The sequence below is a fragment of the Algoriphagus iocasae genome, assembly GCF_014206875.1.
GTDB lineage: Bacteria > Bacteroidota > Bacteroidia > Cytophagales > Cyclobacteriaceae > Algoriphagus > Algoriphagus iocasae.
The window spans coordinates 443,334-466,332 of the sequence record NZ_JACIJO010000001.1 but is presented as its reverse complement, the minus strand read 5'-3'; the positions used below and the strand labels follow the sequence as shown (position 1 = coordinate 466,332).

25 protein-coding genes and 1 tRNA gene are annotated in these 22,999 nt (G+C 39.7%); 16 read left to right on the top strand and 10 right to left on the bottom strand.

What is annotated here, in order from left to right; translation table 11 throughout:
- Window positions 1–139: 139 nt before the first annotated feature.
- From FHS59_RS02015 to FHS59_RS01995, 5 genes are all read left to right on the top strand, one after another.
- Window positions 140–709 (top strand): RNA polymerase sigma factor, encoded by a 570-nt coding sequence (locus FHS59_RS02015; protein WP_184492739.1) that lies wholly within the window; start codon window positions 140–142, stop codon window positions 707–709.
- Window positions 702–1,520 (top strand): hypothetical protein, encoded by an 819-nt coding sequence (locus FHS59_RS02010; RefSeq protein WP_184492738.1) that lies wholly within the window; start codon window positions 702–704, stop codon window positions 1,518–1,520. Before FHS59_RS02015 ends, FHS59_RS02010 begins: the two co-directional genes overlap by 8 nt.
- A gap of 31 nt (window positions 1,521–1,551) precedes the next feature.
- Complete coding sequence (locus tag FHS59_RS02005) at window positions 1,552–2,592, top strand: outer membrane beta-barrel protein (RefSeq protein WP_184492737.1); 1,041 nt, start codon at window positions 1,552–1,554, stop codon at window positions 2,590–2,592.
- Between the two features lie 41 nt (window positions 2,593–2,633).
- Entirely contained in the window at window positions 2,634–3,437 is an 804-nt protein-coding gene (locus FHS59_RS02000) for a hypothetical protein (RefSeq protein WP_184492736.1), read from the top strand.
- A 105-nt stretch (window positions 3,438–3,542) separates the two neighbouring features.
- Entirely contained in the window at window positions 3,543–4,472 is a 930-nt protein-coding gene (locus FHS59_RS01995; protein WP_184492735.1) for a DUF4097 family beta strand repeat-containing protein, read from the top strand.
- A 330-nt stretch (window positions 4,473–4,802) separates the two neighbouring features.
- Here FHS59_RS01995 and FHS59_RS01990 read toward each other — a convergent pair whose 3' ends face one another.
- Together FHS59_RS01990 and FHS59_RS01985 are read right to left on the bottom strand one after the other, a co-directional pair.
- Window positions 4,803–5,291 carry a hypothetical protein gene (locus tag FHS59_RS01990; RefSeq protein ID WP_184492734.1) on the bottom strand — a complete coding sequence of 163 codons (489 nt, stop codon included), beginning with the start codon at window positions 5,289–5,291 and terminating at the stop codon, window positions 4,803–4,805.
- A gap of 11 nt (window positions 5,292–5,302) precedes the next feature.
- A complete protein-coding gene (locus FHS59_RS01985; protein ID WP_184492733.1) occupies window positions 5,303–6,397 on the bottom strand; it encodes a ferredoxin--NADP reductase in 1,095 nt (364 codons plus the stop codon).
- A gap of 217 nt (window positions 6,398–6,614) precedes the next feature.
- On the opposite strand from FHS59_RS01985, the gene purB reads away from it, so the two are divergent.
- From purB to FHS59_RS01960, 5 genes are all read left to right on the top strand, one after another.
- Window positions 6,615–7,958, top strand: a complete 1,344-nt coding sequence (gene purB / locus FHS59_RS01980) for an adenylosuccinate lyase (protein WP_184492732.1) — start codon at window positions 6,615–6,617, stop codon at window positions 7,956–7,958.
- A gap of 249 nt (window positions 7,959–8,207) precedes the next feature.
- The gene (locus tag FHS59_RS01975) at window positions 8,208–8,660 is read left to right on the top strand and encodes a GNAT family N-acetyltransferase (RefSeq protein WP_184492731.1); all 453 of its coding nucleotides are present in this window, start codon (window positions 8,208–8,210) and stop codon (window positions 8,658–8,660) included.
- A complete protein-coding gene (locus FHS59_RS01970) occupies window positions 8,660–8,971 on the top strand; it encodes an MmcQ/YjbR family DNA-binding protein (RefSeq protein ID WP_184492730.1) in 312 nt (103 codons plus the stop codon). The genes FHS59_RS01975 and FHS59_RS01970 overlap by 1 nt, the downstream gene beginning before the upstream one ends.
- 110 nt (window positions 8,972–9,081) lie before the next feature.
- Window positions 9,082–9,384, top strand: a complete 303-nt coding sequence (locus tag FHS59_RS01965; protein WP_221444426.1) for a DUF1801 domain-containing protein — start codon at window positions 9,082–9,084, stop codon at window positions 9,382–9,384.
- Window positions 9,385–9,415: 31 nt separating this feature from the next.
- A complete protein-coding gene (locus FHS59_RS01960) occupies window positions 9,416–10,069 on the top strand; it encodes a carbonic anhydrase (RefSeq protein ID WP_184492728.1) in 654 nt (217 codons plus the stop codon).
- A gap of 55 nt (window positions 10,070–10,124) precedes the next feature.
- Here FHS59_RS01960 and ctlX read toward each other — a convergent pair whose 3' ends face one another.
- Window positions 10,125–11,054 (bottom strand): citrulline utilization hydrolase CtlX, encoded by a 930-nt coding sequence (gene ctlX, locus FHS59_RS01955; RefSeq protein ID WP_246388262.1) that lies wholly within the window; start codon window positions 11,052–11,054, stop codon window positions 10,125–10,127.
- A gap of 4 nt (window positions 11,055–11,058) precedes the next feature.
- Window positions 11,059–11,925, bottom strand: coding sequence for a hypothetical protein (locus FHS59_RS01950; protein ID WP_184492727.1), 867 nt, complete (start codon window positions 11,923–11,925; stop codon window positions 11,059–11,061).
- A 105-nt stretch (window positions 11,926–12,030) separates the two neighbouring features.
- On the opposite strand from FHS59_RS01950, the gene FHS59_RS01945 reads away from it, so the two are divergent.
- Window positions 12,031–12,453: a hypothetical protein gene (locus FHS59_RS01945; RefSeq protein WP_184492726.1), complete on the top strand. Its 423-nt coding sequence runs from the start codon at window positions 12,031–12,033 to the stop codon at window positions 12,451–12,453.
- Between the two features lie 47 nt (window positions 12,454–12,500).
- Here the strand turns inward: FHS59_RS01945 and FHS59_RS01940 are convergent, their stop codons facing one another.
- The 3 genes from FHS59_RS01940 to FHS59_RS01930 are packed head-to-tail and all read right to left on the bottom strand — an operon-like array spanning window position 12,501 to window position 16,605.
- Window positions 12,501–14,783, bottom strand: coding sequence for a xanthine dehydrogenase family protein molybdopterin-binding subunit (locus FHS59_RS01940; protein ID WP_184492725.1), 2,283 nt, complete (start codon window positions 14,781–14,783; stop codon window positions 12,501–12,503).
- A gap of 26 nt (window positions 14,784–14,809) precedes the next feature.
- Window positions 14,810–15,268 carry a (2Fe-2S)-binding protein gene (locus tag FHS59_RS01935; protein ID WP_184492724.1) on the bottom strand — a complete coding sequence of 153 codons (459 nt, stop codon included), beginning with the start codon at window positions 15,266–15,268 and terminating at the stop codon, window positions 14,810–14,812.
- Window positions 15,269–15,315: 47 nt separating this feature from the next.
- The gene (locus FHS59_RS01930; protein ID WP_184492723.1) at window positions 15,316–16,605 is read right to left on the bottom strand and encodes a Gfo/Idh/MocA family protein; all 1,290 of its coding nucleotides are present in this window, start codon (window positions 16,603–16,605) and stop codon (window positions 15,316–15,318) included.
- A gap of 239 nt (window positions 16,606–16,844) precedes the next feature.
- Between FHS59_RS01930 and FHS59_RS01925 the strand changes: the two genes are divergently transcribed.
- The 4 genes from FHS59_RS01925 to FHS59_RS01910 all read left to right on the top strand — a co-directional run bounded on the left by FHS59_RS01925 (window position 16,845) and on the right by FHS59_RS01910 (window position 19,380).
- A tRNA-Asn gene (locus FHS59_RS01925) sits at window positions 16,845–16,918 on the top strand.
- 55 nt (window positions 16,919–16,973) lie between these two features.
- A complete protein-coding gene (locus FHS59_RS01920; RefSeq protein ID WP_184492722.1) occupies window positions 16,974–17,282 on the top strand; it encodes a GIY-YIG nuclease family protein in 309 nt (102 codons plus the stop codon).
- Window positions 17,283–17,810: 528 nt separating this feature from the next.
- Window positions 17,811–18,290, top strand: a complete 480-nt coding sequence (locus tag FHS59_RS01915; protein ID WP_184492721.1) for a DsrE family protein — start codon at window positions 17,811–17,813, stop codon at window positions 18,288–18,290.
- 292 nt (window positions 18,291–18,582) lie between these two features.
- The gene (locus FHS59_RS01910; RefSeq protein WP_184492720.1) at window positions 18,583–19,380 is read left to right on the top strand and encodes a hypothetical protein; all 798 of its coding nucleotides are present in this window, start codon (window positions 18,583–18,585) and stop codon (window positions 19,378–19,380) included.
- A gap of 58 nt (window positions 19,381–19,438) precedes the next feature.
- On the opposite strand, the gene FHS59_RS01905 is transcribed toward FHS59_RS01910, so the two are convergent.
- The 3 genes from FHS59_RS01905 to FHS59_RS01895 are packed head-to-tail and all read right to left on the bottom strand — an operon-like array spanning window position 19,439 to window position 21,671.
- Window positions 19,439–19,717, bottom strand: a complete 279-nt coding sequence (locus FHS59_RS01905; RefSeq protein ID WP_317168127.1) for a LytR/AlgR family response regulator transcription factor — start codon at window positions 19,715–19,717, stop codon at window positions 19,439–19,441.
- 17 nt (window positions 19,718–19,734) lie between these two features.
- Entirely contained in the window at window positions 19,735–20,385 is a 651-nt protein-coding gene (locus FHS59_RS01900; protein WP_184492719.1) for a hypothetical protein, read from the bottom strand.
- Between the two features lie 38 nt (window positions 20,386–20,423).
- Window positions 20,424–21,671 carry a serine hydrolase domain-containing protein gene (locus FHS59_RS01895; protein ID WP_184492718.1) on the bottom strand — a complete coding sequence of 416 codons (1,248 nt, stop codon included), beginning with the start codon at window positions 21,669–21,671 and terminating at the stop codon, window positions 20,424–20,426.
- 329 nt (window positions 21,672–22,000) lie between these two features.
- Between FHS59_RS01895 and FHS59_RS01890 the strand changes: the two genes are divergently transcribed.
- The gene (locus FHS59_RS01890; RefSeq protein WP_184492717.1) at window positions 22,001–22,978 is read left to right on the top strand and encodes an AraC family transcriptional regulator; all 978 of its coding nucleotides are present in this window, start codon (window positions 22,001–22,003) and stop codon (window positions 22,976–22,978) included.
- The last annotated feature ends 21 nt before the right edge of the window (window positions 22,979–22,999 follow it).

Genomic DNA, 22,999 nt, shown 5'->3' with positions numbered 1-22,999 from the left:
GAATCAATATCATAACTCTTTATTTATCAATATTTTACAATTACTTTTCAAATAGAATAAAAAATAATTAACTTTTTTTCACCTCCCCAAGCAACCATCTCTTTATGAGCTGCATCTACCTATTTGAAAGCCACTAGTAATGTTCAGCAGAACCAATTTTTCTACCGAATCAGGAATTATACAAGGATGCCTTAAGGGTGATCGGTCCGCCCAGCGCCACCTATATGATACCTACTCGGGAAAATTTCTGGCCATCTGCATCCGGTACTTAAAAGACCGCGAACATGCTGAAGATGTGATGATCGAAGGCTTCATGAAGATCTTTGAAAAACTTCCACAGTTTCAGAACAAAGGAAGTTTCGAAGGCTGGATGAAAAGAATCATCGTCACTCAGGCTCTCATGACACTACGTAGCAACAGACATTTGACAATGGAGGTGAATATGGAAAATGATTCGGATTTCAAAGACCACAACTATGAACTCAACCATCTCGAAACTGAGGAATTGATGGACATGGTGAAGAGTCTTCCAGTAGGTTATCGCACCGTTTTCAACCTCTATGCGATCGAAGGGTTTTCTCATAAAGAAATTGCCGAACTACTGGGAATCAACGAAAGTACCTCTAAGTCGCAGCTCAATCGAGCACGTAATGTTTTAAAAGAAAAAATTGCCTGTCTAATACCAAACGAAAGGAGAAACAATGGCTAATTCATCACAAAATCTGGATAAAGTTTTCAAAGAAAAACTGGACCAGCACAGCATCAAGCCCAGTGCACTAGCCTGGGAAAGATTGGAAAGCAAACTGCCAAAAGAACCAAAATCAAATAAAGGTTTCTGGTGGGCAGCTGCTGCTTCAGTGGTGATATTACTCTCTGCAGGATATTTTTTATATCCTCTAGAATCCACCGATCCGACTGGTGACATGCTGGCTACCAATCAAGGAGTCATTCAGCAAGAAGATAAAACAGCCCAAATAGCTGAACCTTCTGAAAATTTGAGTTCTGAAGAAACTCCCATAGAAAGCGAAATCAATTTACCTGAAGAAAATAAAACCACTCCTGCTCCAACTCAGGAGAAATCAAAAACAGAAACTAAATCAGTTAAACCATCTACTCCTCAGCCACAAATCGCAGAGGCACCAAACCAGAATCTGATCGCCATGACCGAAACACGAGAAGAGGAAAAGGTTATCGCCGAAGCAATTACAATCGAGGAAAAGACAGAGACAGTGTTGATAGTGGAGCCAGAAATTACTGCTCCCGCACTGGATCTTAATCAAGCGATTGCAGAGAATACTCCTAAGACCGAAGTGGAGGAACCTGCCTATCGAGTTAAAATCTTTTCAGATGGTCTTAAGGAAGAGCCAAAAGACAAAAACCTGATTGCTGAAATCGGCAAAACAGTGAATGAAGTCGGAGGATTACTTGGTAAAGTAGATCAGGGATTGGCAGACTTGCAAGATGCCAAAAACAATCTCTTTGTCAACATGACTTCCAAAAGAGAAAGAGCTGATAAATAAAAAAATCGCCACAAGAAATTAGAACCAAATCATGAAAAAATATCTGTTATTATTTTGCCTGATGGCACTGGTGCAAGTAGGATTTGCCAGCAATATGCCATCCAATGACACCTATAAAACGGTCATGAGCGACAGTGTAGTCGTAGAATTCGGCAAGTCCGGAAAAGTAGTCATCATCGTAGACAGCAAAGAAGATTTTGAAAAGTTAAAGCTGATGAATATCAATCAGATCATCCGTGAATTGGATTTGGAAGAAAACGAAGATTCCGGTGAACTGACCATCGTAGAGATCAAGAAAAAAGACGGAAGCACCAAAGAAGTGGTGAAAGTTAGAGAAGACTGGGACGAAACCGAAGTATACATCGGAGGAATGAGAATTCTGGTGGATGAATCCGGTGAAAACACCAAAGTTCGTGTGGAATCCGGCATAAAAAAGAACAGTGATCCGCCATTCAGAACCTATTTCAATTTAGATCTTGGGGTAAACAACTACCTGGATGGATCTGGAAGTTTCCCGACATCCGACAATCCATATGCTGTCAAAGGTTGGGGAAGCTGGAATGTAGGTATCAATTGGATGGCTGCTCAGAGATTATCCAAAGGCTTTTATTGGGACTTTGGCTTGGGATTCCAGTTCTACAACTTCAAGTTTGAGAACCGTGATTATCAAGCGGTACGTGGAGATGATATGATCGATTTCTTGCAAAGAACTGACGTAGATGGTTTCAAAAGCAAAATTTCCGCATCCTATATCACTGCGATGACCATGCTGGAACTGGACTTTGGAAAAATGAATGACAATGGCAGAAGAGGATTAAGAATCGCAGCCGGACCATATGCTGGATATAGACTTGGCGGCCAATCTAAATACGTTTACAGAGAACTCGGAGGTTCTGGTCGTAAAAAAGACAAGCAAAACACAGGGCTATATCTAAATAACTTCAGATATGGTGTGAGAGGTGAAATCGGTGTTGGAAGAGTTACTTTCTTCAGTACTTATGACCTCAATACACTTTTCCAAGAAGGAAAAGGTCCTGAGTTAAACCCAATCACTTTTGGTATAGTATTCTAAAAAAACGAGGGCTTTGTCCCTCGCTTTAACACTCTTTTATCATGAAAAACCAACTGATTACACTACTACTTTTCGTTTTTACCCTTAGCACAGCTTTGGCACAAAACGAACCTGACACAGTGATTTACACCAAAGATAAAGTCATCAAAGTCTTTGGAAATACCTGGAAATACGCAAAAAACGAAGAAGGAAAATGGATACTGGAAGTGGAGGAAGACGATGAAATTCAAATCAAAGACCGCTACAAATCCAAAAGAAATAAATTCCACGCTGACTTTAATACGGAACTAGGAATCAACTTGGTGAACCCATCAGGCGAAATGCCAGATGTGAAACCTTGGGGATCTTGGTATTATGCGATCAACATCGAAGGGGTTTACAAACCCGCTAAAAACTTTCACTTGATCTCTTCCATCGGTGTCAACTGGTACAATTTCAAACTGGAAGACAGAAGTTTGATCGCTGTGAAAAATCCTGAAGGGATTACCTGGGAGGAATTCGAAGGTGGTACCGGTACTAAATCCAAGATTTCAGCATCCTATGTGAATTTCACATTAGTACCAACTCTTTTGACTAACAATCACAAGCTAAGATTGGGATTGGGTGGCTATGCAGGCCTAAGAATTGGTGGAAGAGGGAAGTTTGTCTACGATGACGAAAATGGAAACAAGCAAAAGCAATTCGAAAAATCGAATATGTATGTTGAAAATTTCAGGTATGGTGCTAGAGGAGAAATTGGCGTTGGAGATGTCACACTTTTCTTCAACTATGATTTAAACAACCTGTTTCAGGAAAACCTAGGACCAGAAGTTAATGCCATGAGTTTTGGTATCACAATCAGATAAAATCAATGCAAAGCATGGGAAAGGAATCACGAATGATCAGAAATCAAGAATCGTGATTCCTTCACTTTGCTTTTTAAACGAATTATATAAATCAATCATATTCTCATGAAAACAATCTACAAAATCAGCCCTATGCTGTTTGCATTGCTTCTTTTTGCTACAGTTTCTTTTGCGCAGAATGTCATCGTCGACACTAACAAAACCTATTCGGGTATCAGTAAAATCGAGGTTAGTGGTGGATGGCTAAACGTCACTTATGATGGAAGTTCCAGCTCCGATGTCAAAGTGGAAGCATATCTAGAATCCAATGATGAAAACCAGGATATCATTTTTGTAACAGTAGGTGATGTTTTGAAAATTTCCTACGAAAGAAAAAACAGCTCTAGCTCTTGGGGAAACAACCGAAACAAAGGTTTTATCAAAATCAATGGTCCTATGGCAATGGCTTTGGACATCAAAAACAGCTCTGGGACTATCAGCGTAGACGGTGTGACTAACGATGAAACGAATCTTCGAGTAAGCTCTGGAAAAGTATCCGCATCAAACATCAAAGGTGATCTAAAAATCAAAGCTAGCTCAGGTTCTCTTTATATTGACGAAGTAGAAGGAAATGTAACGGCAGGAGTAACTTCCGGAAATGCAGACATTACCCATGTAAAAGGCAATGTGGATTATGAGTCTACCAGTGGTTCATTGGATGCTGATTCCATTATGGGTGAATTAAGCGCTTCGCTCACTTCAGGAAATGCTAAACTAAGCAATATCGGCACTCTGGGGGAATTGAGATTTACTTCCGGAAACATCAGAGCTACCAATGCAGGATTGGCTGGAAATACCAGATTTAACGGAACTTCCGGATCTTTTAGAATTCAAACTTCTTCAGATCTTAAATCTTTGAATTTCTCTTTGAGAGCTTCTTCTGGCAACTTAAAAGTAGGTGGAATTAATACAGGCAGAAATCTGGAGATTGACAATGGAGCCTCAGAATGGGTGAAAGGATCCATCTCTTCAGGAAATATTGTAATCGAAAACTAAACCAACTCATACAATAAAAGAGGCTGTCTCAAATTGCATTCATTTGTCAGCCTTAAAAATTCTTGGAACATACAAAAAGGAAATGACAGGAATTACTCTCAAAAACTGAATTTCGGTCACCCTGAGCGGAGTCGAAGGGTCCTCGACTCCGCTCGGACTGACCCGAATATCGTGCCATTTAATCAATCTGTCATTGGTAGCACTGGAGCGACAAAAGTCGCGTCTATCGAAGGCTTGATTTATCCAATCAAACCAAATTTCGATTTCGAGACTCTCGTCTCACAAGTGCTCAATGTGACATCAAGATATTTTGAGACAGCCTCTTATTTTTTACTCTGGTCGGGAAGCCTCAAGAATAATATCCCGATCTTCTTTTTTCAGTTTCATCAATCTGCCCATACGATCTGGACTCGGTTTTGCCAAGGAGAAAAACACCAACGTACCTGCAAATAAGACAATGAAATACGGGTTAGAGAAAAACAAAAGGCCCAAAGTCGAAACCAAGGAACAGATGAATAGGATAAAAAACCGCTCCCTGGTTGCATTTGCATAAATCTTCACCTTTTTCAAGAGTTCCTCCTTCTGAAAACTTGCTTTAAGTTTTCTGTGAAACAAAAGGTACTGAACCAATAAAAGAGCCGTACCTGATCCCGCTAAAATTCCATTTAAAAAATCAGGCAATTCTGGTAGTCCCCAATCCAGATTCCCTGAATTATAATACAGGTAAATCATTCCAAAAACTGGCAATGCGATTAGCATTAAGATCAAAACCAATTGCTCAAGGCTTTTGTAGATCTTCCGGATTTCTTCAATTTCCATAAGTTTCGGAATTACTCAATTCGGATTTTCACATCGCTGGTTAGAGGTCTCCCTACGCAGCAAAGTACATAACCGTCTTTGATCTCATTATCACTAAGTCCGCCATCTTCATCCATTTTCACTTCTCCGCTTAGTAATTTCCCACGACAAGCTGTACACAATCCGCTTTGACAACTAAAAGGCATATTCAGATTTAGATCCAGCCCTGCTTCCAAAATAGTTTTGTCCGGAGAAACAGAAACCAAGTGCTCCTCTCCTTCTAGTTCTACCCATACATCACGGGTAAGCCCTCCTGCCAAACTTGCTGCTTCATGAGCTGCCTCTGCTGCCGCAGAATAGAAACTTTCTTTATGAATTTTTTCCTTTGGAATGTAAAGGGATGAAAGTAAATCCATTGTAGTCTCTAAAATCCCTTCTGGCCCACAGATAAAATATTCTGTTTCGTAATCCGCTTCCTCTTCAGCTGCTTTCACAAAACCTGACAGCATTTCGCTTGTCAGCCTTCCTTTCAAACCAGTCCATGCAGATGTCGGCTGACTAAGATTATGAATGACTTTTAGAGTATCAGGATATTTCTCTTCTAATTGATCAAGCTCTTTCTTGAAGATGATATGATCTTCATGTCTGCTGCAATACAGCAAAGTTACTTTTGATTTCGGCTCATTGACCAAAACAGACTTCAAGATTCCCATCATCGGAGTGATACCACTTCCGCCAGCTACCAAGAAGAAATGCTTTTGATTTTTGGAATGAAAATCTGTGGTAAAATGTCCTAATGGTTTCAGGACATTGATGGTTTTTCCAGGATGGATTTTTTCATTCAAAAAGTTCGAAAACAAACCACCAGGAACTCTCTTTACAGATATTCCGGGAAAAGGATCAACAAATGGCGAGGTGCAAAGGCTATAGGATCTTCTTTGCTCTTTGCCATCAAAATCTATGATGAGGGTCAAAAACTGACCAGGTTTATACTCTAAAAAAGGCTCTGGTTGCTCAAAATAAATACTTACTGTATCTGCCGTTTCTTTAACTACCTCCCTCACTTTTAGAGGCAGATAAGCAGGCTTCTTAACTTCCTCTTTCTTTTTCTTAAATAAATTGAACATTCGAAATCTAACTTTTTGAGTAATATTTTCAGACTGCAAAATTAACCCCTCCTCCCGAATAATTGCCTTTGGCCGGGATAATTTCCCCTGCATAACCCGAATTCTTTTAGGAGGGTTCGAAAATATCTCATAAAAGGAACGAAATCAGAGGAAGTAGACCCGAATTTTGGAGTCAAAAGGCTAAATTGCAGCCTCCTAAAACAAACGGAACACCCCAATGGAATTAAATGCGTTGACAGCGGTCACATCGGTAGATGGCCGATATGCCGGCAAAACAGCCCCTTTGAGAGCTTATTTTTCAGAATTCGCACTGATCAAAAATAGAGTTCATGTCGAGGTAGAATATTTTATCGCCCTTTGTGAGTTGCCTTTGCCTCAGTTAAAGGATTTCGATCATTCACTCTTCACTGAGCTTAGATTAATTGTGGATCATTTTTCACTGGAAGATGCTGAGAAAATCAAATCCACTGAAAAAATCACCAACCACGACGTAAAGGCTGTAGAATATTTTCTAAAAGAGAAATTCGATGCACTTGGTCTGGAGGCACAAAAAGAATTTATCCACTTTGGCCTGACATCTCAGGACATTAATAATACCTCCACTCCATTGATGCTCAAATCAGGGATGACAGAGGTAATTTTACCACAGTTGGAAGCAGTGATGCTGAAATTGGAGGAAAAGGCTGAAAGCTGGAAATCCATCCCAATGCTGGCGAAAACTCACGGTCAACCTGCATCCCCTACCCGTTTGGGCAAAGAAATCAATGTCTTCGTGGTGAGAATAGAAAAGCAATTGGAGCTTCTAAACCAGATTCCTTACACTGCAAAATTTGGTGGAGCTACCGGTAACATGAACGCCCACCAAGTTGCTTACCCAGAGATTGCCTGGAATGAATTTGCGGTAAAATTCGTCAGTCATTATTTAGGATTGGTGAGAAGTTTCCCGACCACGCAAATTGAGCATTACGATAATCTAGCAGCACATTTTGATGGACTAAAGAGAATCAATACGATTCTTTTGGACCTTGCAAAAGATATCTGGCAATACGTAGCGATGAACTACTTCAAGCAGAAAATCAAAGCTGGTGAAATCGGCTCTTCTGCGATGCCCCATAAAGTAAATCCGATTGATTTTGAAAATGCTGAAGGAAATCTAGGTATCGCTAATGCGCTTTTGGAACATCTTGCAGCCAAATTACCAATCAGCAGATTGCAACGTGACTTGACAGACAGTACCGTATTAAGAGTGATCGGTGTGCCTCTTGGACACATGGTGATCGCATTGGAATCTTTGGCGAAAGGCTTGGATAAACTGGAATTGAATGAAGCTGCGATTCATGCAGATCTGGAAGACAACTGGGCTGTCGTTGCTGAAGCAATTCAGACAGTCCTTAGAAGAGAAGCTTTCCCTAAACCATACGAAGCGCTTAAAGATCTGACCAGAACGAATTCGAAAATTACTGAAAGTTCGATCAAGGAATTTATTGCAAACTTGCCGATTTCGGATGAGTTGAAAGCAGAATTGAATCAAATCACCCCTTTCAATTACACAGGGATTTAAAGGAAAACAAAAGAATCATTATGATTGAAAACCGAGGCATATGTCTCGGTTTTTTTTCTGAAAATCCAATGGTATCCCGCAGATTGACGCAGAAAAAGAACGCAGATTCCCGCAGAATGCGTTCCGGGGACATGTTTCTTTCATCCCTGTTTGTGAAGTCCTAATTCATGAATGTTTTGTGCTTGACCAAAAGGAAAGTCTTGGCGATTTTAAAGAAGCTGTTTAAATTCAGTCTTTCCTTTCCCTAAGATGATCCAACTTTTAAGAACTGATTCTTCCAACCCTGATTTTCAAAACCTTGTGAAAAAGCTAGATGCCTATTTAGCATTTATTGATGGGGATGAAACTGCCTTTTATTCTCAATACAACAAGATTGATATGCTAAAAAATGCAGTGGTTTTATTCGAGGATGGAAATGCTATGGCTTGCGGCGCGATTAAAAAAATGGATGAAAACTCCATGGAGGTAAAAAGAATGTACACGGATGAAGCTAGTAGAGGAAAAGGCTTTGCGAAAAAAGTTTTAACAGAACTGGAGGAATGGGCAAAAGAGTTGGGCTTTGAATTCTGTGTTTTGGAAACCGGCAAAAGACAACCTGATGCCATTGCCTTGTATGAAAAATGTGGCTATCAAAAGATCCCCAACTATGGTCAATATTTCGGAATTGAAAACAGTGTTTGCTTCCAAAAACCCTTAAAATAATGGTCACCATCGAGGTTTTCAAATCCATTTGTCAAAGCTTTCCGAAGGTGGAAGAGATGCCACATTTTCATAAAACTTCCTTCCGGATCAAAAAGAAAATCTTCGCCACTCTGGATGAAAAAACCCAGAAAGCTACTCTGAAACTAAGCTTAAAAGATCAGGATCTATTTGGATTAATCGATCAAAACATGATTTATCCTGTTCCTAACAAATGGGGAAAGCAAGGCTGGACCAATGTGGAATTAAACTTAATTGACGAGGAAATTCTCAATGACATCCTTAGGAATGCTTATCTTGAAGTCAAGAAATGATTTTTATTAAAGGAACCTCAAATCGATAAGCTTAATTTTTTAGAAAATTGGAATTAAGAGAAGTAGACAAATTTTATTTTAAACAAAGCGAACCCCTTCAAACTTGTTTTTTGGCTTTGCGAAGCATGATCTTAGCCCAGAGTCCTGCTATTTCCGAAACCATCAAATATGGTATGCCCTGCTTTTGTTATCAGAATAAGCCGATGGTTTATCTTTGGAAGGATAAAAAGACTGAAGCTCCTTATCTTTTGTTTGTTCATGGCAACTTGATAAACCATCCAGGTTTGGAATCAGGCAACCGGGCAAAAATGAAAATATTCCCAGTGGAATCTGGTTCTAACCTGCCAAAAAAGGAAATTGAAGAGCTCTTGGAAATGGCGATTTTTGTCTTAAAATCTCAATTAAAAAAATGATCGTAAATTGGTCTTTTGAAAATTAACAAACATGAAATTATATAATCAGATTTTTGAGAACAACCAGAAATGGGTAGAAACTAAACTTGAGGTTGCTCCGGGTTATTTCCAGGATTTATCGAAAGGACAAAATCCTGAAATCCTTTACATTGGATGTAGCGATAGCCGGGTTTCAGCGGAAGAAATGACTGGCTCAGCACCGGGTGAGATGTTTGTGCATAGAAACATCGCCAATTTGGTACCCAATAATGACAACAGTTCAGCATCTGTTCTGGAATATGCCATCAACCACCTTAAAGTAAGACATGTAGTAGTCTGTGGACATTATTTTTGCGGAGGTGTGAAAGCAGCCATGCAGGCACAGGATCTTGGCATTTTAAATCCTTGGTTAAGGAATATTCGTGATGTTTTCCGAACTCATAAAACTGAACTAAATGCCATTAAAGATGAGGAAGCTCGCTACAAAAGGCTGGTAGAATTAAACGTGCAAGAACAGTGTATCAATGTCATCAAAATGGCATGTTGGCAAAAACGCTTTCTGACAGAAGGTTTCCCAACAGTTCACGGATGGGTATTTGATATTGAATCAGGAAAGTTGATTGATTTAAAAATCGACGTTCCTACCATATTGAAAGGTATCCAGGAAATCTATGATTTGGGAACCGTGGCCGGAACCGATCTATAAATTCAAAAAGTAATAATTAGATATATGCCTCAATTGACCTGCGTCGATTGAGGCATTATTTTTTTGGTAAAAAAATCTCAGCCATCATACATCTTGCACTTCCTCCGCCCAACTTTTCAATTGTCGGAATAGATGGGCTGATGATTGTCGTATACTTTTCGATTAATTGAATTTGCCCCACATTTAGAGAGTCAAGAGCGGTTTGAGACATCACTGTGAATTTCTCCCCTCCATCATTGCTGACTTCCAGCATATTCCCTGCAAAATTAAACTTCTGCTTTGGTGTAATAGGAATGACTTTCTTCCCAGCTTTTGTCAGTGCCTTCTGAACCCGTTGTTTTTCTGACGCTTTTGGGATGCTGTCTAAACATACCACTGCCAAATCCCTCCCGATATGCATCATCACGTTGGTATGGTAAATAGGACTGACTTTTCCATTTATTTCCTGAACGGAATGAAAACCCACCAGTTCGTAGCCTAAAATCTCTCCCACATATTGAAGAGGAAAACGATGTGTACGCTCAGAATAGCAAGCAAAAATCGTTTTGCTGTCATGATCCATCACCATACTTCCGGTACCTTCTAAGAATTGATTGTCATTTTCAAAAAAACTCAAATCTATGATTTCATCGATTTTATACCCTTTTTGAATCAATAGTTCGATCAGGTCCTTCCTTCTTTCCAGCCTACGGTTAGGTGAAAACATGGGATATAAAATCAACTTCCCGTCAGGATGGGTACTAAACCAATTGTTAGGAAAAACAGCATCGGTTTTTATCGGGTCAGTGGTATCCTCTACTACTTCCACATTGACACCTTGATCCACCAATAAATGGACAAAACCATCAAACTCCGATCTTGCCAACTCCCGGATTTCTTCCATGGGTCTCGGGTCTTCCTGCTGGTAAAAATTATTCCCAGCAGTTTCCTGATTAAAGCCAAAATTGGCTGGGCGAACCATCAGAATATTCGGAGAAGTTTGCATACAATTATTTCTTAGGATAACGATATAGCTTTGGTATGATAGCAAATCTAGCCTCACTAATCGTGTAAAATGCCTGTCCTTTTGGATTAAAGGCAATCGCCTCCCCTTGCGGTTCTGGCTCATAAGGCAATCGGACAGGTGATTTAGCAAGTGTGTTAGAAATAGACTCGCTGCCGTTCCTTTGCCAGTAGTAAATCTCAAGGTAGTTTTTTATGACGATTTGTGAGCCATCCTGAGAAATATCTCCAGCAACTGTACTTGTAATTGGCAGTTTCATCACTTCCTCCAAGATCGCTTCTCCATCAGAAAACTTATCCGCAGGTAGCCTAAAAAGGGTATTTTGCTTATCTCTTTTGGAAAGGATAAAAATATCACCGCTGATTGGATCTACCATCAAAGTTTCTGCATCCATCGGACCATCTGGGTAGCGCAAGACAATTTTCTCTGGGTTTACTTTCAGAGATTCCACTTTGTCGCTTGGCTCTGGAAATCGATAAATCGTGATAGATTCATATACAGCAGAATTATCACCTATATCCCCCACATAAATACTGCTTTGTCCATTTTTCCCCGGACCTATGGCTATATCCTCCCAATCTCTGTTCATGGCTCCCAAAAGTTCAATGTCTCCGAGTTCATTACCTAGTGAGTCCAATAAATAGACTTTAGGTTCCCCTCCACTATCATTATGCACATAAATTAAATTTGGGTTTAGCTTTCCAAAAACCATCCCACTGATCTCATTCAAAATAGGAGAATCAACACGTTTTACAATTATCCCATCCCCATATATAGAATCAATTGGGAAATTCTGGGCTTGAATCCTTTGAAAACATGCTAAAAACAAAACAAGTATTATGGATTTTTTCATTTCAAATTAAATGTGGTGCCCTAAATTAGAGAAAAACTACCAGCAGACTTAGTAATTGGCTAGTTCTAGGCAGGATTTAACGAACAAATAACAAGAGAAATTTCTATGGATCCCATATTAAAGAAAATGACCTGGAAAGGAGGGATGAATATCCAGGTTTGGAATGCTCCCAGCGAATTAGAACCTCTACTTTCAGAATGGGAAAAAGATGGATTAATTAAGCCAAGTATCAAACCGGATTTTATGCTTGCCTTTGTACAAAGTGAGGAGGAAGTGAAAAAGTATTTTTTTGAAATGCAGGCCTTGGCTCCAAATGACCAACAGATTTGGATGGCCTATCCAAAGGGAACATCAAAACGTTACAAAGCGAAGATCAACCGCGATTCGGGATGGAAATACTTGAGTGAATTTGATTATGAGCCTGTGAGGCAAATTGCTATCAATGAGGATTGGTCAGCGCTTCGGTTCAGAAACACAAAATTCGTGAAAGTCATGACCAGAAAGACAACTTTGAAGGATAAAAAATAAGCCCCGATCGCTTGAGCAATGGGGCTAAATAATACTGAAAGCTTGGATCAAACTTTGAAAGGCAATTTATAAATCCGCTGCCCATTCATTCGATACATGGCATTGGCCAAAGCCGGAATAAATGGTGGAACCGGTGGTTCACCTACTCCTGTTGGCTTGATTTGGCTTTCAACAATATGAACATGGATCTTCTTTGGCGAAGCCGGCATTCTGATAATCTGATAGGTATCAAAATTATTTTGCTGAACCTGCCCGTTTTCAAAAGTGATTGCTGAGGTAGTTGCAAGACTTGTAGCAAACTGAGATCCTCCTTCAAACTGAGAGCGAATTCGATCGGTATTGACTGCTACACCGCAATCCACCACATAGTGAACTTCCGGAATCAGAATTTTTCCGTCCGATCCTTTTTCCAATATGACCACACAACCCACATAGGTCAAGAAGCTTTTATGAGCAGCAAAACCCATGATTTTCCCTGCTTCCTTATTTGCTGTCCAATTAGACTTTTCTTTCAAGGTTTGAATGACATTTTTCATCCTTCCTGTATTCCAAGGATAATCCTCAATTTTCTCCCCATAATTAGGGTATTCACCATCAACCATTTCCGGTTGGAAGGTAATATCTCTGTCCTCTCCTAATAGTTCTAATGCATTTTCTATCGGATCCTTCCCTCTCGCTTCAGCTATTTCATCCATCATAGAATGGATCGCAAAAGCATGATGAATATTACTCACGGATCTCAACCAACCTACTCTGGTATTTCCAGTAGATTCATGGGATTCTATTCGAATATTTGGAACATCAAATGGGAAATCAACACAGCCTAAGCCCATTTCTCCATCAGATGGATGCAATTCTTCCTTACTACTCGTGGACCCAATCGCTGGGAATACTGTATGATGATTCCATCCGGTCAATTTCCCGCTTGAATCTAAGGTTGCATTGATTCTCTGGGCACTTTGTGAATGGAAAAAGTCAAAATGAAGATCATCATCCCGAGTCCACTGAACCCGAACCGGAGCATTGGCAGCTTTCGAAATCAAAGCGGCTTCCACTACAAAATCCGGTTTTGATTTTCTTCCAAAACCACCTCCCAATAAGGTGACATTCACTTTTACCTTACTGGCGTCAAGCCCTAATGCCCCTGCCACTGCTCCTCTCGCCCATTGCGGATGCTGAGTTGGTGCCCAAACTTCACAGGATCCATCGGCTTTTACATGAGCAATCGCCGCTGGTGGCTCGATGGTCGCATGGGCATAAAACGGCGCCTCATAGGTCCTTTCGATCTTTTTGGAAGCGGAACTATTTGCTCCATCAAAATCCCCTCTTTCTCTCCTTACTTTTCCTTTTCCCTTAGTACTCTGAAGCATTTCGGCCAGTTGATCAGCAGAATTATAGTTCTGATTTTCTCCTAAATCCCATTCTACTTCCAAAGCATCTCTTCCCTTGATGGCCGCCCAGGTATTATCTGCAATTACAGCTACTCCTTCCAGCGCTTTATCCAATCCAGGAGGAAATCCAGAACCTTCTATTTTCACTACCTGAACCACGCCTGGTACTGCCAAAGCTTTCTCATCATTGTAAGAAATGATTTTCGCTCCGATCACAGGAGTTCTTTTTACCACAGCGATTTTCATATTTGGAAGATCCACATCTGCTCCAAAAACGGCTTTCCCAACTGTGATATTCTTTAAATCATAAATTGGTACATCTGTGCCAATGAGATTGTAGCTAGAAAATTCGCGCAACTTCACATTTTCCGCTGCTGGAACAGGCATGTCTTTTAGCTTTCCTACCAAATCCCCGAAACTGGCACTTTTACCTCCTAAATGATGAACCATTCCATCTTTGGTATCGCATTCTGCTTCATCTACCCCCCAATCAGCCGCAGCCGCTGCTATCAGCATCTGTCTGGCTGTGGCACCCGCTTTTCTCATGGGCTCGTAAAACATTCGGACTGAAAAAGAACCGTCAGTATTCTGATTCCCGTATTTTTCTTCGTCTCCTTCGGCCTGTACAATCTTAATTTTCGACCAATCAGCACCTAATTCATCCGCAACAATCTGCGGAAGGGTTGTCCGGATACCAGTACCCATCTCAGACCGATGGGCCACAAGTGTCACCAAATTATCAGAGTCTATGGTCAGATAAACATTGGGTGCAAAGGTGACCAATTCTCCTTTTGGGCCGGAACATTGAAAATTCACTCCGAGGATTAAACCACCGGTGGCAAGAGAGCCTAATTTCAAAAAGTCTCTTCTGGAAGGAACAAAGACTTTGCTTTGATCCTCTCTTTTATTCTTCTGTAGAAATGGAATATTTGGAAGCATGAGTTTTGATTTTTTTTTGGGTGAGATTACATGGACTTTGAAGCGGAAACTATGGCATCTTTAATTCGATTGTAAGTACCACATCGACAAAGATTCCCTTCCATTGCCTGTTCGATTTCTGCTTCGCTAGGATTAGAATTCGAATTGAGCAAAGCCGCTGCATTCATAATCTGCCCAGACTGACAATAGCCACACTGTGGTACTATATGCTCCACCCAAGCTTTTTGGACAGGATGATCTCCATCTTCAGAAAGTCCTTCAATTGTCGTAATCTGACCATCCCCAACGGATGAAACCTGCACAGAACAGGATCTCACGGCAACACCATCCAAATGGACTGTACATGCACCACAAAAGGCTTGGCCACAACCAAATTTGGTTCCTTTCATACCTAGAAGGTCACGGATAACCCACAGAAGTGGCATATCCTCCACAGCATCCACCTCCTTGTTTTCACCATTTATATTCAATGTATACTTTGCCATAATCTTTTGTTTTTTGGGTTGAATATTTATCTAAGTTATTTCTTTCATTAAGCGCCTATTAAATTCCATTTTTCCCGGTAGGGTCTAAATATCAATTGGTTGGCGGCATCACTGTTTTTGAAAAGCTCTTTTTTTGCATCCCACTTTAATTCCTCTTTGAGTTTAAATGAAATCAAAGCCAAATGCATGGGCATTGTCATGTTTCGGGCATATTCTAAATAGGATTCTGGTTGGGAACGGGACTTCACCGCATCGATGAAATTCTGTTGATGCCCAGGCGAACGGACAATAGTCATTGGGATTTCAGGAATATCCTCCATGACTTTCCCATCAATTCGAATTTCCCTGCTTCCATAATCGCAAACCAATGTCCCTTTGGTTCCAATAAAATAGGCTCCAATATGTCTTCCGGCTGCACCAGGCAAATCCGGCGGAACGGAAGTCCAATGGATATCCAGTTTTTTAAATTTAAAATCTACGTCAATCCATCTGGGAGTATCTCCTACTCCATCTGATTTTTCTCCATTTGCCCGTACCTTTTTCAACCCTTCAGGAGCAATTGACCACCAAACTATGTCGGCGATATGGCACCAAAAATCCTGAAAAACTCCACCAGAATACTCCAAAAAATAACGGTAACTGAAATGACATTTTTCCGGTGCATAATCGGAATAAGGAGCCGGCCCTAACCACATATCCCAATTAAGACTGGGAGGTGGCGTTTGGTAAGTCAAAGCAGGAATCAAAGGAGGCTCACCAGTTTTCCACAAGTGAACCGTTTTAATTTTGCCCAAAATCCCAGACTGAATTATCTCAGCCACTCGATGGTAATTATCCCCAGCATGAATCTGGGTTCCTAACTGGAATATTTTCCCCGTTTCTTTTTGAGCATTCAGCATCAAATCCCCTTCTCTTTTTGCATAGGAAAGTGGTTTTTCACTGTACACATCTTTTCCTGCCTGAAAAGCCAAAATTGTGATTTGAGCATGCCAGTGATCCGGAGTTGCAATCGTCACCGCATCTACATCCTGCCGATCCAATACTTTCCTAAAGTCAGAATATAGTTGAGCTTTGGTGTCTGGATGAATTTCTTTTAGCTTTTCCAAAGCAACTTGTGCATGAGTTTCATCTACATCACATAAAGCGACGATTTCCACTTCTGGCAAATTTGCAAACCAATTCAGGTGGTTTAATCCCATCCCACCAAGCCCGATATGAGCAATTCTAACTTTATCCGAAGCAGCTGCTTTTACACCTTGAAAGGGTAGAAACTGAAGTCCTAAGGTTGTCAAGGCAGAATACCGAACAAAATCTCTACGGTTGAGATTGGTTTTCATAAGGTGGGTGGTCTTTTGGGGATAATAATTTTAAATAAATTACTAAATCCTTTCCGTATTCGTACTACAAACCTGCTTGAAAACACCTGCAGCTACTTAAAATCAAAAAATAAGTATCTGATTTTGAAGTAAGAATGAGTGACTTGAAAGATTTTTTTGGATTGGGTTTGGAATAAATCATATAGCCCCCTACATTTGCAACACCAATTCGGAAAACGCTCCGGGTTTAACCACAAAATTCCTCCTTAGCTCAGTTGGTTAGAGCATTTGACTGTTAATCAAAGGGTCCTTGGTTCGAGCCCAAGAGGAGGAGCTTCTAAAAGCCTTAATCTATCTAGATTAAGGCTTTTTTTATTAGTTTGGTTGCTATGTCACTTTTTATCTATATCCTTTATTCCGAATCAAAAGACCGTTTTTACATTGGTCAGTCGGAAGACCCTTTTCGCCGGCTCACTGATCATAATTCCGGAAAATCTAATAGGTACACATTCTCTGGTAGACCTTGGTTACTTAAAGCAAATTTTCTCGTAAGAGGCAATCGAGGAACCGCCTTAAAACTCGAAGCATTTATCAAAAAACAAAAATCCAGAAATTTAATAGAAAAGCTGGTAGACCCTGACTTTACCCCTACGGACGCCTTAGCTCAGTTGGTTAGAGTCCCGCATGTGCGGGATTAATCAAATCCCGTACGTACGGGATTGGTTCGAGCCCAAGAGGAGGAGCGAAACCTGATACGAAAGTGTCAGGTTTTTTTATGCCAACATTTTTTCAATTAATCAGAAAAGGATACTTTCTCAAGACAAGCCTAACCAACCTTGACCGGGTAGGTATTGCTCGAATTGAAAGGATAAGAGACTCGAATTCTTTGTCAGGCTGAACACTGGAGCTACGGGGGTAGCGGATATCGAAGCCTTTGTAACTATATCAAGTTCAGGGAAAATTAATAATTGTGAGAGGTAAGCATAATTAACAGTTATTCTTGTTCTCGACTACGCTCGAACTGACATGATTGGTGATTTGATTTCCATTTCAAAATTCTCGACCACATGACTATTGGATTGAGAGGAAAAGCAAAAGCCACTCATTTCTAAAAGGCTTTTACTTTACCTTCAACTTTGCTTTTTCTATTTCCTCCCCTGCTTTCCTACAAAATCCTTATTTTTAATCTTCTTATGTTTTAAGAATTACCAAACCCAGCTTCGACTATGAAAAAATCACTTTTATGTCTCATAACACTTACTTTCATTTTTTTAGGAAATGAAACCTGTTTTGGTCAAACAACGCTTAAAAAAGAAACCGTTACCGACCTCAGTAAAACTCCAAACTACGCCTTTGGAGTAAAAGACGAAGATGGTTTCAAAAGCGCATTATCGATATATGATACCTTTATAGAAAACGGGGTAGAGATTGAAAATTTTGAAATTGTAATGAAAGGCCCAGTAGTCAAAACGATGGTGAAAGACTCTGAACTTGAGAAGTATTTTGAGAAATATAATGGCAAAGTTCGTGTTAGTATTTGTAGTGTAGCGATGAAAAGACTTGGAGTTTCCAAAGAGCAGCTTTTTCCAGGATTGGAAGTGGTAGAAACTTACACGGTACGCGTTCTTCAATTACAGGCTTTGGGCTATAATTCGATTATATACTGGGAAAAAAAGCAGCACTCGGCAAGAGTAAATTTCAAATAAAATAGTGCCCTAGGTTTAACTGTTCACAGAAAACTCCTATTTACTATCGAAGAATACCTGTTCGGGTTCCATTATTTAATAGGAAGCAATTCATTTCTTATTATCTGAACTACCCAACCCAAGAAGTACATCTTTAAATATCGATAAAACCTCAAATGGTTGCCCTTTCATTGATAGGAGAAGCAAAACCTGACACGAAAGTGTTAGGTTTTTTTCATGTTCTAATTTTAATAAATCTAGTATATATTATTTTTAGTTTATTTCGTTAAAACTAAAGTTTTAACTTTTAGCCATGAAGACAATTCTACTATTCGTATTATTTATGATTCCAAACATCATTTTTTCTCAAGTAAAGGATCATGCTGCATACACTATGAACAAGCTTTCTTCATACGAAAAAAGAAAATTAAGATATAGCGAAAGCCGGGAGGATGGCAAATATTTCCTATTTCAGGCAGGACTCCGAAATCATAAAACCACACCGGGAGAAAATATATATTTTAACATCAATGGTGAATTAGACGGGGTTGTCAGTGGACTTTATGGGATTAGGAAAGGTAATATCTCTCTAGAAACAGGCTTCGGATTTATTTGGCACAATTCTACTATCAATCATTTTTTAGGTAATACAGGTGAAAAACTTGAGACCTATGTAAATTTCAACTCCGGATATTTGCCATTGGGATTTAGATACGATATCCCATTAGATGAGAAAAAAAGTGTCAGATTTGGTGCTCATGCCTCGGCAAATATCATCATCTTTTCAACAAGAAAGCCAAGCCAATCGGGGATTATCACTTATTATAGAAATTCAGGTACTGAGAATATTTACATAGACTTTCAAATAGAAGAGAAAAAGTTTCCAGCCTTTTTTAAGGTTGGCCTACATTCAGAAATAGCCATTTTTAAATCTTCTTTCTTGGTCATTCAAGGCAGCTATATTTTATCTCCAACTACCTACAGGACAATTTCATATAATTGGGAACTAAACAATGAATCTGGCTCATTTCGGAATGAAACAAAAATCGATGGATTGATTTTTGAAATTGCATACAAACTACCTTTGAATATTTTTAATCTCGAAAAGTAAAAGTGTAGAACTTCAAGGAGAAATTACAGAAATCAATAAACATCAACTTTTAATACCCTTACCCCAACAAGCTACTTACCTCCGCTCTATACGTCTGCCCGATTGGGATTTCATTCCCATCAATTTTGATTCGATTACCCTCGATAGTTTGGATTTTGGCAGTATTGACCAAATAGGATTTATGAACCCTTAGGAATTTTCCTTGTGCCAATCTCTCTTCTAACTCAGAGATTTTCTCAGGACAAATCATCATTCCTGATTGATGGAAAACCTTGAAGTAATTCCCCAAGGCTTCCACCAAGAAAATAAAATCAGCTCCAAACCAGCAACATTCCACAGATACTATTCAGCCGATTAGAAGTTTACTCCAAAGTAAAGATTGGGTTCAAAGAGGAAATAATTCTTCCATTTATCATCCAGTTGTTTGAATCCTTCAGGAGTATTGGTATCAAAAACCCAAAACTGGGAATGAACCTGAGGCTCGATGAAAAATCGCTTTTTCTTGCCGAAGTCCAAATGATAGCCAAGATGAAAGGAATTATATAGTTTAAAGCCATTCCCAATTTTGTTATTATCTTCATCTAAATAGGTTTTATACTGGGGCAATACTTCCACTGTTGCAAATAAGCCCTTCCAAAGCATACGTTGATAACTTATTCCGATCCCGGATTCTCGTACATGCCCTGGATAGAATTCACTTCCTGAATCTACTTTATCCAAAAGTCCATCCCACCAGAGGATACCCATTGGCTGAAATAATCGCCAGGTGGCAAACTTTACCCCAACTATATTCTTATTATCCAAATTGCGCTTCACATGAAATTCTATGTGCTGAGTATTTGTCCTATCATTCCAGGATTTTTCAAATAATTGGGGTACAATAATTACTGGGAAACTGACTCTATATTTATGAGTTAGTAAAGTTTCCTTGCTAGTTTTTTGGCTGTTTTGAGCAGACGCACTTAGAGTTATAAGCGTTAGAATAATGATCAATACGTTTTTCATTTTTATAATTTTTAGTAGTGAGATAGTTTAATTAAGAATTAATAGTTCGTTGTGAATTCCTTAATTGCGTCTTGAATCATTTCGGCCAATTCAAAATAGGCCGTTTCATTTTCTTCAGTAGAAGCATCCATATTGGTCAAAAGGAGATACCCCGTATTTTCAGTCATGTCGAACTGTAAACTGCAAGTTGTTCCAGGGTCGCTGCCATCATGTTTGACTTCGCTTCCATCCAAAAACCAGAAAATACCTTGATTTGCAGCCAACCCTGCTGGCAATTCGCCATGGGGAAGCATAGCTTCAAAAAGCATTTGATAACCCGCTTCTGAAAACAAATTGGATGACTTTCCTATTGCACCAGACATCATATCCATCAGGTATTTTGCTAAGTCTTCGTTGTTGCTGTAAATACTGCCATCTGGGTAGGAATCATTGGCGTACTTTGGGAGAGGGGTGTTTTTGTCCCAATACAATTTTGCGAGGTCAGCAGGATTTAGATTAGCCACCTCATAAGCGGTTTGAAACATATCCAAAGGCTGAAAAATGTTTGCATTTACGTACGCTTTGAAGGGTATGCCTGTAGCTGACTCAACCAAATAGGCCGCCAAAGAAGTAGCGACATTCGAGTAACTCCATGTTTCACCTGGAGCAGTCTCAGCAAAATTATCCAAGCTGTAGAAGGCTCCTCCTTCTTGATAGTATTCAGCCAAGAATTCATTTAGAGGCAAAGTTTCCCTTTGTTGGATACCAAAACCATCAGTCAACAATTGAGCGCCTTCAGTGGATAAATTTTCGCCAGGCAAAATATGGTAGGCTTTAAAGTACACATCAGGATTATCGAGCAGTCCAGAGGTGTGGGTAACGAGATGCTTTATCTGAATAACAGCATTAGGCATTTTGGGATTTTGTATGGTGAAAGGCAAAATGTCATTGATGTCCGTATCTAAAGAAAAATACCCCTGCTCTATCGCTTTCACGATAGCTGCCCCAACAAAAGTTTTGCTGATTGAACCTAGAGGTTGGGTAGTGTGATTGGTGTAGGCAATGCTGTTCTGGATATCTGCTTTTCCAAATGATTGTTGGTAAAGAAGTGAATCGTGTTTTACCACTGAAACTGCAAAACCTGGAGCTTTCGCCTTGATATAAATTTCAGCTAAAACTGCTGTCAATTCCGAAGGTGTTGAAATGGAACCTGAGCGTGGGTGTGGATTTTCCTCAAACTTGTTGCATGAAAAAAGAATTGGTAACATGAAAAATGAGAAAATCAGAACGGTAAAAGGCTTTTTCATAGATTGACTTTATTAAAATTTTAATTCAATAGGATGCTTTTCCCCTGTCTCCTACCGAAGAATCAGCAGAAAAAGAAATCCTTATCAATTGATCTGAAATGCTGATTGGTCAAATTGACATTGCAAAAATGAAGTTGAATAACATGTCAATCGTCCCATAATGTAATTGTGGACATTTTGATGAGATTCGGGACTTTTGGGCAAGAGTGGTGAGTCGGAATAAGCAGCTATGCTTTTCAATTCCTAAAAAAACCTTGAAGAATCCATATAGAGTCTCCCAGAAATAAATCTATTTTTTTGGGTAATATTACTTGACCAGAAAGAATAATATGGATTTTGTAAACGCAAGCATCTACTTAAAAGCCAAATACTTAGCTATTAAAGAAGGGATGCCTCCGCTTCAATTCTTTAAGAAACACTCAACCGTTAACCCTACCTATTTACCAATTGATTTCCTTTTTGAAATTTATGAATGGGCCAGAGACAACCTTTCACCGGGATTCAGTGTGCGTCAGGGAGAGCAACTGAATTCAGAAGACTATGGTACCTTGGGACTATCCTGGAAAACCAGCTGGCAGGCAAAGGATATCCTGGAAAGATTGCAGCGATACATGGTCTTGGTCACTGATCAGGGAACTATACAGTTACTGGAAAAAAACACTCACTCTCAGCTCTTTCTCCACCGACCTCCCCGTCGAAAAGGAATCGAAATGGCAAATGAAGTTTCCTTTGTCATGCTGACGGGAGTTTTGCAGGAAGTGACAGGGCAAAAAATCCAGCCAAATCAAGTGACTTTTCAGCATTCAGAATCCTCCTCTCAAAAAGCGCTTGAAGAATTTTTTCAATGTCCGGTGGAATTCGGAGCTTCTCAAAATATGCTTCGATTTCGAACAGAATTACTAGAAATTCGGACAATAAAAGCCGATAAAAGTATTCATCGATTTCTTTTAGATCGTTTAGAAGAGGAGAAAAAAGGGATTTTCTCGCAATCAGATCACCTACTAATGGACATTCGGCAACTGATCACAGAGGTTCTACCCAGTGGTATCCCAAGTATCATAGAAATTGCAGATCAACTCAATATGAGTGCCCGAACGCTCAAGCGTAGACTTGCTGAGAAAGAATTGACCTTTCGGAATCAGGTTCAACTGATTCAGCAAGAAACTGCACAGGATTTATTGCTGAATTCCCCCCTTAGCATAGCTGAAATCGCCTTTCAGACAGGTTTTTCCGAACAAAGTGCTTTTAACAGGGCTTTCAAAAGATGGACCCAACTTTCCCCTTTGGAATATCGCAAAACTCAGTGAATGAGTTCGAGTGGCCTTAAA